We start from the raw sequence: 15255 nt of genomic DNA, 5'->3' as shown, positions 1-15255 counted from the left end.
CGCACGACGGTCGGAGCCGGCAGTCCCATCGACCGGCCGGGCGAGGTGAGGACTCGCCACGACCAGGAGGCACATTGGAATGATTGCGCCTTGGCTCGCGTTCATCGTTTCCGCTGGCGTCGCGCTTGCGCTGGCGTGGTGGCCATACTGAGCATGGGCCTGCTCAATTGTGTTTTGACTATTTGGCTGCACAGGCGCGTAAAATATCAGGTTCGCCCAGTCGGGCGGACTAACTCAGGGAGGATAATGTTATGAAGATGAATCGACGTAATGCTCTCGCCCTTGGTGCCACCTCGTTGTCGACCCCGCTATTGGTTGCATTGCCGACTCCGGTAGCGGCCAAGACCTACGGTCCGACTGATGGCAAAGAGATTTTTCCCGGCGTTCGGCTCGTCGAACTGGGAACACGAGACTCCCATATCAAGGGGTACAAGAAAATCGCGATGGAAGACGTCGTGTATCAGCCAAAGGGATCTAGCCCGCTGGGGGATGTCATGGCCGACGACATGGTCTGCACGGTCACTGAAGGCGAGCTGCAGGTCACGGCCGGGGATATGCAGTTCACGGCCAAGGAAGGCGATGTATGGAGCTGCGGCAAGGGTAGCACGAAGGAGGCTGCTACGAACAACGGGACAGTGGTCGCCGTGATGCGGGTGATTAACCTCAAGGCTGAATAAAGCCAAGTTGGCGATCGTGGGCGCAATCCGCGCCCGGGTGGAATCTTGCGGGTTAGCGATCTAACCGGCCAGCGTCATTCCAGTGCCAACGCCGATGGCAAGGCCCCATTAGAAGCTTCCCGGCCAGATCGATGGCCAAGACGCGGACGGCTGCCCAAACGTCTGCACGGGGCCCCTGATCGCGCTGGCAAGATCGTCAAACGTCGTTTCCATTCCTGGAGTCTAGATCGACACCGGGAATCTCTGAATTCCCCTGTTTGTTGTCCGCTAATCCACCATGTCAACGCAGCGGCTTCTTGCGCTTCGGCGGCCTGTACTTCTCGACCAGCCTGACCTTATCAATATCGAGCGTCACCGGCGGTCCCATGTCGATGGTCACCTTGCCGCCTTCCTCGTCTATGCGCGTGATCTCGCCGGCAAGCTCTATCTGCTGGCCTCGCTTGACCTTGGACTTGCTGTCCACGCTCGAATGCGGGAAGTTGTAGGAGAGGATTGAGACGCTGATACGGTCGTCGGCGACCCGCCTACTACCGTGGCCGTGATCGCAACCACGTCACCGATGCCAAATGCCCCGCGCCATACACTTGAGTCTGGAGCGGAAGGTGCCCTAGTCAAGATGTTGCTAATATATACGCGGCCTGCAAGCTTCGCCCTTGGCGAGGCGGCCCAGCGGCTTGGTTGCGGGTGGGGACTGGCAGCTAGAGGCCGCTGGGCCTTGACGGCCAGCGAGCTTAAGAGGAGGCCCTGTGCTGGCTGACCAAAACCTTGCGCTTATGGCAACGGAAAAGCATCATTCGAACGAACACTTTTCGTCCACGAGGAGGGAAGGGAATGCGGTCGGTGGCGCTCTCAATACCCATACACAGCCGGCCGTCAGCAGTGGTGACGATGGCACAGTTCGTGGAGCCGGTTGCCGTTAAAAAATGTCGCGTTCGCGGAAGATATTTCGAATAACGCACCCACCAAGAAAGCACGGCAACTGCTTTCCTTGTGCCTCGCATAAGGCATCAACTGAGTTAACCAGCTTCCTGGGCATCATTTGCCGATATAGGCGGCCAGCTCGTCAGGCGTTCCCATGGGAAAGGCCTGCTTCAGATGGTCGATAAATGCGGAGACGCGGGCGCTCAGCAGCCGCCGAGAGGGATACAGCGTCCACAGGGCGATGTCGGGCCGATCGAGATCCCCCCAATGTACCAGCGTTCCGTCCGCCAGATCATGACTCACCAGCGACACCGGCAGGCGTGCCGCGCCGACGCCCGCTCGCACCGCATCCCGGACCATGATGAGTGACGACAGCACAAGGACCGGCTCGATCGCGATTGTTGACCGGCCAGTGGGCGTCTTCACCGCCCAAGCCCTTCGATCGGCTGTCGAACGCATGACGGCCGGGGTCGCCAGACCCTCCGCCGGCCGGGAGAGGTGAGGACTTGCCACGACCACCAGTCGGTCACGCAGAAAGGCTCGCCCGACGAGGCTCTCATCCGGATCCGGATTGACCCGGATCACCAGATCAAATCCCTCTTCGATCATGTCGACGGCGCGGTCTTCCGTCGTGACCTCGAGCCTTACCTCCGGGTATTTCAGGGCGAAGCCGGCAGCGATCTTCCCCATCGCGGTCTGTGAGAACAGCACTGGGGCGCTGATCCGCAACCTGCCTCGCGGCCTTTCGCCACCTGAGGCGATCGCCGCCGCGGTCTCTTCGAGCTCGGACAGCAACCGCCCCGCGCGCTCGAAAAGCGCACGTCCTTCTTCCGTCAGCTTCAGCGCGCGCGCGCCACGCTCGAACAGCCGTAAGTCGAGACTCGCCTCTAGCTCCGCCACGCGTCGGGACAAGGTGGCCTTCGGGCGCCCGGCAGCGCGCGCGGCCTTACCGAAGCCCCCATGGCGGGCGACCAGATTGAAATCAGCAAGGGCAAGTAGATCCATGTGTTCCACCTGTGGGACGGCGTGTCCAGATATAACGCCTACCGACACAAATGTGGATCACTAATTTTCTGGGATGCCATACGGCTCAACTCAGGAGTAACCCCATGACCATTCTCGTTACCGGCGCGACCGGCAATGTCGGCCGCAACGTAGTCGAACAGCTCGTGAAGCGTGGCGCCAATGTGCGCGCTTTGGTTCGCGATCCCTCCAAGGCCAATTTCCCCGCTGGCGTAGATGTCGTGCAGGGCGACCTGCTCGACGTCGATTCCCTGCGCAGAGCTTTCTCCGGCATCTCCACCCTTTTCCTGCTGAACGCGGTGGTGGCCGACGAATTCACCCAGGCGCTGGTAGCGCTGGCCGCTGCCCGCGAGGCCGGCATCGAGCGGATCGTCTACCTGTCGGTGATCCACAGCGACCTCTACGTCAACGTGCCGCATTTTGCCGGCAAGTTCGGCGTCGAGCGGATGATCGAACAGATGGGGCTCAACGCCACCATCCTGCGGCCCGCCTACTTCATGGACAACGACATCACGATCAAGGCCGTGGTGACCGGCTACGGCATCTATCCGATGCCGATCGGAGCCAAGGGCGTCGCCATGATCGACGCGCGGGACATCGGCGAGATCGCCGCGATCGAACTCATCCGCCGCGAGCAGGCCGCAGCGCCGCTCCCGTTCGACCGCATCAACCTGGTCGGCCCTGACACGCTGACCGGCGCCGATGTCGCGGCCATCTGGACGGACGTCCTCGGACGCCAGATCGCGTATCCGGGCGACGACACCGCCGGGTTCGAGCAGAACCTGCGGCAGTTCATGCCGAGTTGGATGGCGCTCGACATGCGCCTGATGGCCGAGCGTTTCCTCACGGACGGCATGGTCCCCGATGCCGGCGATGTCGATCGGCTGACCGCGCTGCTGGGCCGGCCGTTGCGCTCCTATCGCGACTATGCGGCCGCAATTGCCGGCTGAGCCCCACCACCGACCTTCTGTCCAGGAGACACATCATGATTTACTCGACAGCTACCGTTCCTGTGAATCCCGGAGGCGAGACCAAGCTGACCCGTGCGCAGATATGGCAGGGCCTGGAACTGAAGGCGCGCGATGCCCGCCTGTTCCTGCCCGCAGGCCTCTGCACCCGTTGCGACGTCGTGGAGGAGGGCGCGACCCACTTCGTGCGCGAAGCTACGATCGCCGGTGCTGATCTGCGCGAGATCGTAACGCTCGAGTCGGAAAGCAAGGTCACCTTCTTCCAGGCGACCGGTCCACGCGAAGGCGCGGAAATCGCCTTCATAGCTAGTGGCCGGGTTATTCACATCAGAAAGTTGCGCCAACGGCAAATTGCAACCAGCTGGTGAGCGAGCTGCTTCATAGGCACAGACGACAACGCAAAGCCAGTCCGTCAAACAATCAGCCCGATACCCTCTCCAGCACCCTCGAAACCTGCTTCGCTGTCCATCGGCCGCCGCGTGACGCTGAATAGCGGCGAACCCAAAGGCTCCCCAACGCAACGTACCCCGACTACGCGCGTTCTAGTGAATGGGAGGGCGGCATAGCCGATCTGACGGGGGTGGCCTGATGACAAATCGGAGCAACAGGGATGGCAAAGTTTAAAGAAGCCCTTGAGCGCGGGAAGGAAGCTCGCCGTCAGCAGGAGGAGCCCGTCGGCGGCGCGGCGATGGGGAAGCGAGATGCCCCCATGGCGGACTTCAGCGAGCAAGCAAAGGCTTGGCTAAAGGACGTCGTGATTGCATCGCTGGAGGCGGCCAAGGCTGACGTGGCAGGCGAGGTGGCTGTCGACATAGACACCGCGCCACGCCGGCAGGTCAAAGCTTTAACCCCGTCGATTCGTTTCCAGATCTACAGTAAGCGAGAATTGGAGAAGGCGCCTAGAAGAACCTTTACGGTCAACGTTAAGGTGAGCGGGGCGGTGTCCGTATCTTCGCCGGGGATGGTGACGAAAGATGTGGGAAACATAGGGGATAGGTCCGACCTACGGGTCCGCACCTTAATAGCCGAACTGATCGAGGACGCTGCCAAGGGTACATAGCAAGGCTGTGCCCACCGGCGCCGTAAGGGAAACGGAGGGGGTACGGGGGTTCCTCGCGCGAGCCAGTTATCCGATCACCCCCTCGGGTTTTTGTACCAAACATTCCCCGCCCTCTAAGGAACAAATCCGCTCGCGAGGGGGTTCGGCCCTATTAAGCATGTAGGCCTGAACGTGGTCGAAATCGATAAAGCCAGACAGGAAGTTGTTGCCGAAGTTGTGCGGCGGTGGATCACTTCAGAGGTAATCCGCAATTACCTTCGCGCCATGCTAAATCTGCCTGTAGAACAGGAGCTGCCGGCTGAGCAAAAGCATTTGCTGCAGGAACTTGATCGGGCCGACAAAGAGTGACTGCATGGCGCTCCATTGGTTCTCCCCGCCGGTCCCTGTAAGGACCGAGGGTAGCGGTTCGACGCGCAAGGTCAGCAACGCTGAAGCAGCCGCTGAGGAACTCCTGAAGTGGACCAACCATGGCCTTCAGTGGGACCTCGCGGTGCGCGTTTGCATCGCCGTGATTTCCGACCAGATGGAACCCGAGGAGGCCCGCAAGGCATTCCTGGCTGCCGCTAAGGAGCAGGGGACGTTAGTCCCTCCATAAGGTGGAGGCCCGCCGCTCGTGAGAAAGGCGACGAACCCAGCAGGCGGCTGCATCCACGAAGAATCGACCGCTGCGATTTCTAAACTACAGAGCGCCTGCGTTTGTTCCATTATTGCGGACTACAACTGGGTTGGTCGGCAGGCTCGTCCCGCTCTAGATTCCCCTCATGGCAACCCATTGGTTCGTCCCTCCTGTGTTCGTAAGGACTGCGTCCGGTGATAGGCATGGCTGCAACAATGCGAGGGCAGCCCTTGAGCAGCTAAAGACGTGGACCCGGAGAGGACCTTGCTGGCACAAGGCGGTGACCCTCTGCCTGTCGGCTGTGGAGGGCGATCCGATTGACCCTCACGTGATACGAAAGGCATTTGAGGCTGCCGCTAAGGAGGCCAAGATGTATCTCTCCCCTGAGTAGTAGGTGTCATGGCTACCCATTGGTTCTCCCCTCCGGTCAACGTCAAGACCGTAAGCATCCGGTAGGGACCGCGGCGTGCCGATTTGAGGGGACAACTAGCTGTCGACTAGTCTCGAATGATTTCGCGAAGGGCCTCGATGCCGAAGTCGCTAAAGGCAGGGGTTGCGATTCCATCGATATCGTAGACCCACAACTTACCATCCTCAGGCTCGAGCTGGTCCGACAGGTCCCACAGCGGGTCTTCATCCTGGCCCAGGATTTGGGCGAGGCGCCGGATCATGAAGACGTGGGCGATCACTGCCATGGTTCAGGCGGCTGCAGCTTGCTGATCGGTCTTTCTCCATTCCCAATTGAAGCGCGTAGACGACACGAACTATCATCACCCGGTGTTGCAACCGGTACGAGTTTGCGACAGACTCAGTCCCAACAAGCCGGTCATCTGATGGACATCGCTCGAGCTCTATGGCACCAAGCAAGGGGAATGCGATGCGTGCATATTGGTTGATGCGCATTGCCGCGCTTGCTCTCAATGCCGCGCCGGCGGCAGGGGAACCTTCGGTCGAGCGAGGACTCTACATCTCCATCATCGGCGGCTGCCACGATTGCCACACCGAAGGATATAGCGAAAGTGGCGGCAAGATCGATCCGGCCAAGGCTCTCAAGGGAAATGCACTCGGCTTTCAGGGTCCGTGGGGAACCAGCTATGCGGCAAACCTACGACTGACGGCCGTCGACCTCACAGCCGACGGCTTCGTTTCATATCTTCGAGGCCTTGGGACTTATCCACCGATGCCAGGGTATAATGTACGGGCGATGAGCGATGAGGACAAGAAGTCGCTCTATCTCTATATCCGCACGCTCGGTGACGCAGGCGAGCGAGCGCCGGCTTTCGTGCCGCCTGGCGACAAGGTCCATACGCCTTATATCGTCCTCGCCCCGCCCTTGTCGCCGCCCGCCTGCACACGCGATTTCGATTGCGGTGTAGGAGAAGTCTGCGATCCCGGCGGCTCCGGGCAGTGCATGAAGAGATAACGCTCAGACCAGCTGGCCGCCATCGCGCACTGGCGTTCGCTGGCGACCAGCTCTACTTCGCCATCCAGGTCCGGGGAGCAGAGCGTCAACTTCCGAAATGAACCTACCGATCTAGCATTGCAGGAAACTGACCACTGCTGCCACCGGCCGGCCTTTCTCAAGACCCAACGACCTGGGGTCACCTAAGTGCGGAATCGCGTGGTCAAGGTGTACGTCCGTCACCCGCAGGCCCGACACCTCAGCGAGGCGGCAGCCGGTGCCATTCAGAATTGTCCAAATGTGTTGAAGGTCCGCCTTGGCATGGTACGAGATGCGGGCGGTTATGGCGGTGACCTCGTCCAAGGTGAAAGGACGGCGCTTGTCCTTGTCGGGCTCGGCCTTGTCCTTCGACGCGGCCTCCAAATTCATGAAGGGATTGGTGACGCCAGATAGGTCAAAGTCTCTTATGGCGTGGTTGATGACCGCGCGAACTACGTTCAAGTAGCGATCTACCGAAGACGCTTTGCGACCGTCAAGCATGTGATCCATGTGATCGCGGACTTCCATGGCATCCGCGCGCTTAATGCTTGCCAGCTTGCGATCCACTATCGCAGACAGCGCAGAAGGGTCGGGGCCGCACCAAAATGCGGCGCCAAGGGATCAGTGGCTGCTTGCGGCTGCGATGGCGGGATAATCCGTATAGCCCGCGGCGCCCCCGCCATAGATCGTAGCCGGGTCGACGGCCGCCAGCGGTGCGCGGGTCTCAAGCCTCTCCACAAGGTCGGGATTGGCGATGAAGGGGCGGCCGAAGGCGAACAGGTCGGCCTTGTCCTCGGCCAGCCGCGACGTCGCGAGGTCGAGATCATAGCCGTTGTTGGCGATATAGGTGTTGTTGAAGCGCCGGCGGAGCGATCCGAAGTCGAACGGTACGACATCGCGCGGCCCGGCCGTGGCGCCCTCGACGACATGAATGTAGACGATGCCCAAGGCATCGATTTGATCGACGATATAGTCGAACTGTGCCTGAGCATCACTGCTCGAAACGCCATTGGCGGGCGATACGGGCGAGATCCGGATTCCGGTGCGCGCGGCGCCGATCTCCTCGACCACCGCAGCCGCAACCTCCAGCATCAGACGGGCGCGGTTCTCGACCGAGCCGCCATAAGCATCGGTGCGGACATTGGCGCTGTCTTTGGCGAACTGGTCCAGCAGATAGCCGTTGGCACCGTGAATCTCGACGCCATCGAAACCGGCCTCAATGGCGTTAGCTGCCGCTTGCCGGAAGTCGTTCACGATCCCAGAAACCTCTTCGAACTCCAGCGCGCGGGGCTCCGAGACGTCGACGAAGCCATTGTTGACGAACGTCTTGGTCTGGGCCCGGATCGCCGACGGCGCAACCGGCGCCGCCCCGTTCTCCTGTAGGTCGACGTGCGAGACGCGGCCGACATGCCAGAGCTGCAGGAAAATCCGTCCGCCCTTGGCGTGCACAGCGGTCGTGACCTTGCGCCAGCCGTCGATCTGAGCCTGGGAGTAGATGCCTGGCGTGTCCTGGTAACCTTGTCCCTGCCGCGAGATCTGCGTGGCCTCGGAAATCAGCAAGCCGGCCGACGCGCGCTGGCCGTAATACTCCGCGGCGAGATCGCCTGGAACGAAGCCCGGTCCAGCGCGATTGCGCGTCAGGGGCGCCATCACAATACGATTGGAGAGGGTTAGCGAGCCGAGAGTATAGGGCTCAAACAGCGTTGTGCTCGTCATAGGTCACCTTTGTTTGTCCCCGCTGCGGCGGGGTCGTTTATCGAAATGGCTTCGTTGGTGCTCAGGCGACCGTGCGGTACCGCTCGGCGGGATGTTCGTTCCGATAGTTTGGAAGCATGGCCTGGCGCGCGGCCTGAAGCGCGTCCCACTGCCCGGCATCGGGAAGCGGCGGGATGGTCACCGGTTCGCGGCGGTCGAATCCGACCAGCGCCGCATCAACCAGATCGTCCACCTCCATCACGTTGGAAAGCGTGTTGACGTCGGCGCCGACGTGTTCCCAGATCTCCGTTCGCGTCGTGGCGGGAAGCACGGCCTGGACGTATACACCCTTCGGCGCGAGCTCGAGGCTGAGTCCCTGCGACAGAAACAGCACGAAGGCTTTGGTTGCGCCGTAGACCGTCATGCCGAACTCCGGCGCCAGGCCGACCACGGAGCCGATGTTGACGATCGCGCCTTCGCCCGCCGCCGCAAGGCGCGGGGCGATGGCACTGGCAAGCCGCAGAAGGGCGGTCGTGTTGAGCGCTACGAGCCGTGTAACGTCATCCGTGCTCTGCTCGATGAAGCTTCCGCCGATGGCCGTTCCGGCATTGTTGACGAGGATCCCGATGCGGGCGTCGTCGCGCAGCCTCGTCTCCACCGTTGCAAGATCGGTGGGCTGCGTGAGATCAGCCTGGACGATGTCGATCGCCACGCCGGTCTCCTGACGCAGGCGCGCCGACAGCGCCTCCATTCGTGCCGTGTCGCGGGCAACCAGCACGAGGTCGTGGCCGCGGCGCGCAAAGCGATCGGCATAGGAAGCTCCGATGCCGGTGGAGGCGCCGGTGATGAGGACTGACGGAATGGCGGTCATGGGATTGCTCTTTTCTCTGCAGGAACTTATAATCATGACGGTCATCATGATTGCAGATAAATATGATGACCATCATGTAAATGTCAACGGAGCCGGCGGAGAATTTTTAAATGAAGGTCAGCCGAGAGCAGATGGCGGAGAACCGTCGCCGGATTTTGGAGGTTGCCAGCCGGCTGTTTCGCGACAAGGGGTTCGATGCGGTCAGCGTGGCGGAGGTGATGAAGGCCGCCGGGCTGACCCATGGCGGTTTCTATGGTCACTTCAACTCGAAAGACGACCTGATTGCGCAGACCCTTGCCCATGTCCTCGCCGCGGACACAGGCGGAGGGCGCGGTCTTCGCGCTTATGTGGATGACTATCTTTCACCCCGGCATCGCGACAACTGCGCCGGTGGTTGCCCGACGGCGGGCCTTGCCGCGGCCATCCGCCATCAAACCCCGGCAGCGCGCTCGGCCATGACCGAAGGTCTTCGATCGCAGATCGACCGTATTGGCAAGGCGTTGCCGGAGCTGGATGCGGCAGACAGGCGCCGCGCGGCGATCGGAAGCTTTGCGGCGATGGTGGGGGCAGTGATCCTCGCCCGGGCGATTGACGACCCAGCGTTTTCCGATGAGGTGCTGGAACAGACACGTTCCTGGGTTGATGCCGGGATCAACCAAGTGTCAGCTAGTTAGCCCCGGCCGACCTGTTGTGCTGATTTATGAGACGGGACTTGTTCCCGACGATGTCGATCGTTCCCCGGCCAGCATTGCAGTCTGGGCGCGCCGCGGCTGGTTCTAGCGCGCCTTAGCGTACAATGAGCGCTAGCTCCCCGGGACCGACGAAGCAGCGAAATACGAGTTCGCCATAGCGCTCCGCCGAGACGCGCCACAGCCGCATCAAATGCGAAAACGTGATCGTGACCGCGCAAAAGCACTAGGCCTTGCAGGTGGGCGGCCGCCGTCGCTTCGGGATCGCGCCGTTGCTCTGGCGCAAGAGCGCGGCGAGGTGCGAACCCGCGATCTCATCAACATCGGCATCCCACGGTGCTATCTCTCCCAGATGTGCGAGGAATGGCTGCTCGTGAAGGTCGGCTACGGGCGGTATCGAGCGGCTGCATTGAAGGTGGCCTGACCTTCAGGCGGGGCGAATGCGCCATAGGATCGCGCCGCTTCGATGACCTCGCCAATCCGGCCTTCGGGGAGGGCGTCGATTGGGCGCGGTTTACGGCCGCTCTCGTGCCGTCCATCGCCCCACCAATGTTCCGCCGGGATAAGCAGCTCGCGTTGGACAGTCCCGTGGACGCTCTGTCGCCCAGTTGTACGTCACAGTGCGCGCGCTTGACCAGCCACCCCGGCCATAGCGCTAATGCCAAGCATGCACTAACATTCCAGCTTGACCCCCGTTGGGGCTGGCCAGTGATCTGTTCAAATTGGGAAGTACCCATGACCAATCATTGCTGTGGACCGGGCTATGCTTCTCCAGCAGAGGCGATGAGGGCACCTCGCGAAAAGCTGCTCTATACGATTGCCATCTACACTGGCACGGGCATTCAGAAGCCGGACTATTTGTGTACCATTGATGTCGACCCGGAGAGTTCGACCTACAGCCAAGTGATTTCACGTTTGCAAATGCCGGGTATTGGCGATGAGCTTCATCACATGGGCTGGAATGCCTGTTCGTCCTGCCATGGCGATGCGAGCATGGAGCGCAAGTATCTGATTGTGCCGGGTGTGCGCTCGACCAATCTGCATATTGTCGATTGCGCAACCGATCCCCGCAATCCGACACTGTTCAAGGTCATAGACGGCGCTGAAATCAAAACCAGGACCAACTTGTCGGCGCCGCACACAGTGCATTGCCTCGGCTCGGATATCATCATTTCCATGCTTGGCGACGCTCAAGGCAACGCCCCAGGCGGCTATTTGCAACTCAACAAGGAGTTCGAGATTGTCGGCCGTTGGGAAAACTCCATGGGCAGCATCAAGTTTGGTTATGATTTCTGGTACCAGCCGCGACATAACGTGATGGTCAGTTCGGAATGGGCCGCGCCCAATACCTTCATGCCTGGTTTTGACCTGGAGGAGGTTGGCCACCTGAAGTATGGCCGAGAGATACATTTCTGGGATTTTGAGAAGAAGGAACCAAAGCAGACATTCTATCTCGGTGAAGATGGCTTGCTCCCACTGGAAGTGCGATTCCATCATAATCCCGACAGCAGTCACGGCTTTGTCGGCGCGGCCCTTTCTGCAAACATCATCCATTGGTGGAAGGATGCGGCGGGTGACTGGCAATGGGAAAAAATTGTCGATGTTGGCAATGAGCCGCATCCCGAATGGCCGATCCCGATACCGGGCGTGATCTCGGTCATTCTGCTCAGTATGGACGATAGACACCTCTATCTGTGCAACTGGTTGCATGGCGACATCCGCCAATATGACATCTCGGACCCGCACAACGCCAAGCTCACCGGACAGGTGTGGATGGGCGGACTTCTCGGCCGTGCGCCCGAGATCAATGGCGTGAAAGTGACTGGTGGGCCTCAGATGATACAGCTCAGCCTCGACGGCAAGCGCCTTTATGTGACGACCTCGCTCTTCTCGACCTGGGACAATCAGTTCTATCCGGAAATCCGCACCAATGGCGGATGCATGCTGATGGTCAATTGCGATACGGAAAACGGCGGCATGGAAATTGATCCGCGATTTGTCGTCGATTTTGGCAAGGAACCAAATGGACCAAGCCGCTGCCACGAAACCCGTTATCCCGGCGGTGATTGCACGAGTGACATCTGGGTATGACCAGCTTCACCATCACCCTCGCCAACCAAGGCGGTGCAGCCTTTGAGGTCGATCACCGCAAGCCCCTCTTGCAAAGCCTGCGCGAGCAGGGCGTGGACCTGCCCTACGGGTGCAAGTATGGCGGCTGCATAACCTGCGCGGCCAAGATAATCACCGGCAAAGTCAGTCAAAAGGCCCAGCGGGCGCTGAACAATCGCCAGATCAACAATGGCTATATAATCCTCTGCGTTGCCCGCCCTATGAGCGACTGCACGCTGGAGGTCGGCGTTGAAAGCCACGACAAGCTCTATCGCAACCCCTTCCTAGATCCCTTGGCCGCACATGAATTGAAAGCCGATATTGCGACCCCGTTGGACACAAAGAAATGACCCATATGAATCATGATGAGCCCTATTCGGAGGCTTATCTGCAAGACATTCTGAAGTCGGTCAAAACCATTGCGATGGTGGGGGCCAGCCCCGACAAGACCAAGTTTTCCTATGGTGTTCTCAGGGTTCTGCACGAAACCGGCTATGACATGATCCCGGTCAATCCCACTCCAGGTCTGGATGAAATTCGAGGGCTCAAGGTGTACGCGTCACTGGCGGCCATCGACCGGCCTGTGGATATGGTTGAGGTTTTTCGCCGCTCCGAAGACCTGTTGGAAGTTGCACAGGAAGCCATCGCAATTGGTGCCAAGGTTCTGTGGAGTCAGATTGGGGTGCGCGATGACACCGCCGCCCTGTTGGCGGAGGAAGCGGGCTTGAAAGTGGTGATGAACCGCTGTCCCAAGATTGAGTTGTTCCGCCCCTTCTGGAAGCCGAAGTTGCACTTGGGAATATGATTGCAGGGTCACGGAATTCGGCGTTGTCGCGGTAGCTGACCTCCTTGGCCTTAGACGTTGATTGATTTGTGCCTGAGGTAAGATGCCAGATGGTCGCTGAGATCACGCGCGTCGTCGCCGGCGCCGTCGATCAGCGCAGACTTGCGGCGGCGCAGAAATTGCATCCCCATCAGGTACATGCCCGGATGTTCCGCAACGCCGCCGTCGTGACGGACGTGGCCTTTGCGGTCGAGGACCGGCAACTCCAGCCAGGAGTAGTCTGGCCGGTAGCCGGTGGCCCAGATGATCGTCCTGATCGCACCTCCGGTAAGGTCGAGGCCGAGCGGCGGGTTGTCCTCAACACGGGTCGGCGGCAGGCGATCCGGCGGCCCGACCGTAGCGTCAAGGCCGTTGGCGCGCGCCCATTCGTCGATGAGGTCGAGCAGCCGGGCCATCTTGAGATCGGAAAGCGCGCACATGTTGCGCAACGACCCCGCAAACTGGGCCTTGCCGTCTTCGGTGATGCCAGCGAGACGGCCAACGAGTCTGACGCCGAGGTCGACCAGCGCATTGAGGTCGAGGGTGGTGCGGTCGGGGGTGCCGGCAAGCTGCAGCGAAGGAACCCGTCGTGCCCGTCTGATGTCGTCTACCTCGTCGTAGCGCTCGTCGAGCACGCCGGCCGCGTCCATCCACCACTCCAGGTCCTTGCCGCGATAGACGCGCGGCGCCCGGATGTGCTCGCCCACCGACAGGGTCACTTGACGCCCCGAACGCTGCAGCTCCTGTGCGATCTGGGTGCCGCTCGACGAGGCACCCACCACCATCACGCCGCCGCCGGCGACCTGAGCCGGATTGCGGTAGGACTGTGCCGTCAGCATGGCGACCGACGGCGGCACGCGGACGGCCAAATCGGGCAGGCGTGCGATGTTGCACGCGCCCGACGCCAGCACGACAGTTCGGCAGCGCCACTCGCCGCGGTCCGTGCGCACGAGATATCCCGCCCCGTCGCTGCGAACCGAGGTAACGGTCGTATGTGTTCTGACTGGAGCCGCGATCGCCTTGGCATAATTCCCGAGGAAGTCGATCACTTCAGGCATCGTCCGGTAGCCGTCGGGGTCGTCGCCATCGTAGCGGAAGCCCGGCAGCCGGCTCTGCCAGTTCGGGGTGAGCAGCCGCAACGAATCCCATCGCTCGGTGCGCCAGGTATGGGCGATCTCGCCGCGCTCCAGCAGCACATGGTCGATAGAGCGCTCCGCGAGGCAGCGGCTCATCGCGAGCCCCGCGTGCCCTGCACCGACGATCACTGTGGTGACGGAACTAATCGCGCCCTCTCATCAGGAGAGTCTACGGCTCGAAGCGCCTTTCAATTCACCACGACCGTGACGTTCGTCGGATTGGTTACAATGTCATAGACAGCCGACCGCTTCTGTGACTGCGCGACGAGAGCCTCGATGTCCTCGGGCTTGGCGTCGGCGTCGATATTGTACTTCACCGTGATGCCGCTGAAGCCGTTGCGGACGTCGCTGTCGATGCCGAGTATGCCCGCTATATCCATGTCGCCTTCGATGGTCGCCTTCACCGACTTCAACTGGATGTTCCGGTTCTGGGCAACCGCGGCGATGCCGGCGGTCAGGCAACTCGCCAGCCCGACCAGCACGTATTCGACAGGCGTGGCGCCCTGATCCAGGGAAGCGAAGACCTCCGGATGGTCGGCATCGAATGCGAAGGTGGTCTTGCGATGCTGGTCCTGGCCGAGACCGTAGAAGCTTTCGACCGTCGAGTGGCTGTGGGTGCCATCCTTCCATTCGCAGGCCGCGCGCCACTTGAACTGCGCGGCCTCCGGGGCGTTGGTAAGCGCTTCTTTTGCGGCGAGCAGCGCCTCTACGTTAACGCCGTTGTTTGCCTGTACTTCGGAAGCCATAATTATCCTCCCTACCTTGCACTGGCTTAAAACCCGACCGATCCCACTGACCTCCTGATCAGATTTCACCAGGGGATGGCATGCTATGGGTAGCGAAGCGTTTCTTCAAGTTGTTTCCGTCGGGGATATGGTCGCCCCTTCGTGCACCGAGTTGCCCCTTGCAGGCTAAGGGTTGCCTGCGTGTCTGTCGGCGTTGGTTCCGCAGCCTGGTGCCAGGCCATAGGCATCGCGATGCAGTTCTTGAAGGTCGCCGGCAAGCTAGCGGACTGCATTTCCGCAGGGCGATCTTCCTGGCGTTGCGAACAGCTGGTTCGCCGCTGTTAACGGGCATTCAGAAGCTGTGAAATCAATTTCGGCTGCTGGCGCGACCACGACCTCCAGCGCGGTCAACTGCAATGTCTTCTGTGGATGGCTCCCGCGATGCAAGAGGTAATTCGACATTATGGCGCGTTGGTCGGGTGCAGTCTTCTGTCCGGCCTG

20 protein-coding genes and 1 pseudogene are annotated in these 15255 nt (G+C 60.8%); 12 read left to right on the top strand and 9 right to left on the bottom strand.

Annotated elements, in window-relative coordinates:
- Window positions 1-251 precede the first annotated feature (251 nt).
- Window positions 252-677: a hypothetical protein gene (locus NKH70_RS21300; protein WP_353015191.1), complete on the top strand. Its 426-nt coding sequence runs from the start codon at window positions 252-254 to the stop codon at window positions 675-677.
- A 280-nt stretch (window positions 678-957) separates the two neighbouring features.
- On the opposite strand, the gene NKH70_RS21295 is transcribed toward NKH70_RS21300, so the two are convergent.
- Together NKH70_RS21295 and NKH70_RS21290 are read right to left on the bottom strand one after the other, a co-directional pair.
- Window positions 958-1140, bottom strand: a complete 183-nt coding sequence (locus NKH70_RS21295; RefSeq protein ID WP_353025935.1) for a hypothetical protein — start codon at window positions 1138-1140, stop codon at window positions 958-960.
- A gap of 572 nt (window positions 1141-1712) precedes the next feature.
- Window positions 1713-2603, bottom strand: a complete 891-nt coding sequence (locus tag NKH70_RS21290) for a LysR family transcriptional regulator (RefSeq protein WP_352913364.1) — start codon at window positions 2601-2603, stop codon at window positions 1713-1715.
- Window positions 2604-2707: 104 nt separating this feature from the next.
- Here NKH70_RS21290 and NKH70_RS21285 point away from each other — a divergent pair, with 104 nt between their 5' ends.
- From NKH70_RS21285 to NKH70_RS21260, 6 genes and pseudogenes are all read left to right on the top strand, one after another.
- Entirely contained in the window at window positions 2708-3571 is an 864-nt protein-coding gene (locus NKH70_RS21285; RefSeq protein WP_353025933.1) for an SDR family oxidoreductase, read from the top strand.
- A gap of 35 nt (window positions 3572-3606) precedes the next feature.
- A pseudogene (locus NKH70_RS21280) lies at window positions 3607-3885 on the top strand (AtaL-like protein); the annotation flags it as partial.
- 314 nt (window positions 3886-4199) lie between these two features.
- The gene (locus NKH70_RS21275; RefSeq protein WP_352721015.1) at window positions 4200-4649 is read left to right on the top strand and encodes a hypothetical protein; all 450 of its coding nucleotides are present in this window, start codon (window positions 4200-4202) and stop codon (window positions 4647-4649) included.
- A gap of 171 nt (window positions 4650-4820) precedes the next feature.
- Complete coding sequence (locus NKH70_RS21270) at window positions 4821-4997, top strand: hypothetical protein (RefSeq protein WP_352978285.1); 177 nt, start codon at window positions 4821-4823, stop codon at window positions 4995-4997.
- 4 nt (window positions 4998-5001) lie between these two features.
- Entirely contained in the window at window positions 5002-5244 is a 243-nt protein-coding gene (locus NKH70_RS21265; protein WP_352468750.1) for a DUF982 domain-containing protein, read from the top strand.
- A 166-nt stretch (window positions 5245-5410) separates the two neighbouring features.
- The gene (locus tag NKH70_RS21260; RefSeq protein ID WP_352468751.1) at window positions 5411-5656 is read left to right on the top strand and encodes a DUF982 domain-containing protein; all 246 of its coding nucleotides are present in this window, start codon (window positions 5411-5413) and stop codon (window positions 5654-5656) included.
- Window positions 5657-5762: 106 nt separating this feature from the next.
- On the opposite strand, the gene NKH70_RS21255 is transcribed toward NKH70_RS21260, so the two are convergent.
- Entirely contained in the window at window positions 5763-5960 is a 198-nt protein-coding gene (locus tag NKH70_RS21255) for a hypothetical protein (protein ID WP_352721010.1), read from the bottom strand.
- A 182-nt stretch (window positions 5961-6142) separates the two neighbouring features.
- Here NKH70_RS21255 and NKH70_RS21250 point away from each other — a divergent pair, with 182 nt between their 5' ends.
- Entirely contained in the window at window positions 6143-6688 is a 546-nt protein-coding gene (locus tag NKH70_RS21250; protein ID WP_352468752.1) for a hypothetical protein, read from the top strand.
- A gap of 111 nt (window positions 6689-6799) precedes the next feature.
- Here the strand turns inward: NKH70_RS21250 and NKH70_RS21245 are convergent, their stop codons facing one another.
- The 3 genes from NKH70_RS21245 to NKH70_RS21235 form a co-directional block, all read right to left on the bottom strand.
- Window positions 6800-7273: a site-specific integrase gene (locus NKH70_RS21245; RefSeq protein WP_352721009.1), complete on the bottom strand. Its 474-nt coding sequence runs from the start codon at window positions 7271-7273 to the stop codon at window positions 6800-6802.
- Between the two features lie 54 nt (window positions 7274-7327).
- Window positions 7328-8422, bottom strand: coding sequence for an alkene reductase (locus NKH70_RS21240; protein WP_353025932.1), 1095 nt, complete (start codon window positions 8420-8422; stop codon window positions 7328-7330).
- Window positions 8423-8483: 61 nt separating this feature from the next.
- Window positions 8484-9272: an SDR family NAD(P)-dependent oxidoreductase gene (locus NKH70_RS21235; protein WP_352721006.1), complete on the bottom strand. Its 789-nt coding sequence runs from the start codon at window positions 9270-9272 to the stop codon at window positions 8484-8486.
- 110 nt (window positions 9273-9382) lie between these two features.
- Between NKH70_RS21235 and NKH70_RS21230 the strand changes: the two genes are divergently transcribed.
- The 4 genes from NKH70_RS21230 to NKH70_RS21215 all read left to right on the top strand — a co-directional run bounded on the left by NKH70_RS21230 (window position 9383) and on the right by NKH70_RS21215 (window position 12875).
- On the top strand, window positions 9383-9946 hold the full coding sequence (locus tag NKH70_RS21230; protein WP_292662551.1) for a TetR/AcrR family transcriptional regulator: 564 nt from the start codon (window positions 9383-9385) through the stop codon (window positions 9944-9946).
- 378 nt (window positions 9947-10324) lie between these two features.
- The gene (locus tag NKH70_RS21225) at window positions 10325-12052 is read left to right on the top strand and encodes a selenium-binding family protein (RefSeq protein ID WP_352978279.1); all 1728 of its coding nucleotides are present in this window, start codon (window positions 10325-10327) and stop codon (window positions 12050-12052) included.
- On the top strand, window positions 12049-12420 hold the full coding sequence (locus tag NKH70_RS21220) for a 2Fe-2S iron-sulfur cluster-binding protein (protein WP_353025930.1): 372 nt from the start codon (window positions 12049-12051) through the stop codon (window positions 12418-12420). The genes NKH70_RS21225 and NKH70_RS21220 overlap by 4 nt, the downstream gene beginning before the upstream one ends.
- Window positions 12421-12425: 5 nt before the next feature.
- Window positions 12426-12875, top strand: a complete 450-nt coding sequence (locus NKH70_RS21215; RefSeq protein WP_352666082.1) for a CoA-binding protein — start codon at window positions 12426-12428, stop codon at window positions 12873-12875.
- 50 nt (window positions 12876-12925) lie between these two features.
- Here NKH70_RS21215 and NKH70_RS21210 read toward each other — a convergent pair whose 3' ends face one another.
- The 3 genes from NKH70_RS21210 to NKH70_RS21200 form a co-directional block, all read right to left on the bottom strand.
- Window positions 12926-14158 carry an NAD(P)-binding domain-containing protein gene (locus NKH70_RS21210; protein ID WP_352978275.1) on the bottom strand — a complete coding sequence of 411 codons (1233 nt, stop codon included), beginning with the start codon at window positions 14156-14158 and terminating at the stop codon, window positions 12926-12928.
- 59 nt (window positions 14159-14217) lie between these two features.
- Window positions 14218-14775, bottom strand: coding sequence for an OsmC family protein (locus tag NKH70_RS21205; RefSeq protein WP_095205037.1), 558 nt, complete (start codon window positions 14773-14775; stop codon window positions 14218-14220).
- A gap of 258 nt (window positions 14776-15033) precedes the next feature.
- Window positions 15034-15255: hypothetical protein (locus tag NKH70_RS21200; RefSeq protein WP_353025927.1), on the bottom strand; the 222-nt coding region annotated here is incomplete at its 5' end.

This window comes from Mesorhizobium sp. M0991, assembly GCF_040318915.1.
Lineage (GTDB): Bacteria > Pseudomonadota > Alphaproteobacteria > Rhizobiales > Rhizobiaceae > Mesorhizobium.
This window is presented reverse-complemented; position numbering and strand designations above follow the sequence as displayed.

Bases quoted from the DNA above. Each gene is read 5' to 3' on its own strand.
- NKH70_RS21300 (WP_353015191.1), top strand. From the start codon at position 252: ATGAAGATGAATCGACGTAATGCTCTCGCCCTTGGTGCCACCTCGTTG.
- NKH70_RS21290 (WP_352913364.1), bottom strand. From the start codon at position 2,603: ATGGATCTACTTGCCCTTGCTGATTTCAATCTGGTCGCCCGCCATGGG.
- NKH70_RS21285 (WP_353025933.1), top strand. From the start codon at position 2,708: ATGACCATTCTCGTTACCGGCGCGACCGGCAATGTCGGCCGCAACGTA.
- NKH70_RS21275 (WP_352721015.1), top strand. From the start codon at position 4,200: ATGGCAAAGTTTAAAGAAGCCCTTGAGCGCGGGAAGGAAGCTCGCCGT.
- NKH70_RS21265 (WP_352468750.1), top strand. From the start codon at position 5,002: ATGGCGCTCCATTGGTTCTCCCCGCCGGTCCCTGTAAGGACCGAGGGT.
- NKH70_RS21260 (WP_352468751.1), top strand. From the start codon at position 5,411: ATGGCAACCCATTGGTTCGTCCCTCCTGTGTTCGTAAGGACTGCGTCC.
- NKH70_RS21255 (WP_352721010.1), bottom strand. From the start codon at position 5,960: ATGGCAGTGATCGCCCACGTCTTCATGATCCGGCGCCTCGCCCAAATC.
- NKH70_RS21250 (WP_352468752.1), top strand. From the start codon at position 6,143: ATGCGTGCATATTGGTTGATGCGCATTGCCGCGCTTGCTCTCAATGCC.
- NKH70_RS21240 (WP_353025932.1), bottom strand. From the start codon at position 8,422: ATGACGAGCACAACGCTGTTTGAGCCCTATACTCTCGGCTCGCTAACC.
- NKH70_RS21235 (WP_352721006.1), bottom strand. From the start codon at position 9,272: ATGACCGCCATTCCGTCAGTCCTCATCACCGGCGCCTCCACCGGCATC.
- NKH70_RS21230 (WP_292662551.1), top strand. From the start codon at position 9,383: ATGAAGGTCAGCCGAGAGCAGATGGCGGAGAACCGTCGCCGGATTTTG.
- NKH70_RS21225 (WP_352978279.1), top strand. From the start codon at position 10,325: ATGGCTGCTCGTGAAGGTCGGCTACGGGCGGTATCGAGCGGCTGCATT.
- NKH70_RS21220 (WP_353025930.1), top strand. From the start codon at position 12,049: ATGACCAGCTTCACCATCACCCTCGCCAACCAAGGCGGTGCAGCCTTT.
- NKH70_RS21215 (WP_352666082.1), top strand. From the start codon at position 12,426: ATGAATCATGATGAGCCCTATTCGGAGGCTTATCTGCAAGACATTCTG.
- NKH70_RS21205 (WP_095205037.1), bottom strand. From the start codon at position 14,775: ATGGCTTCCGAAGTACAGGCAAACAACGGCGTTAACGTAGAGGCGCTG.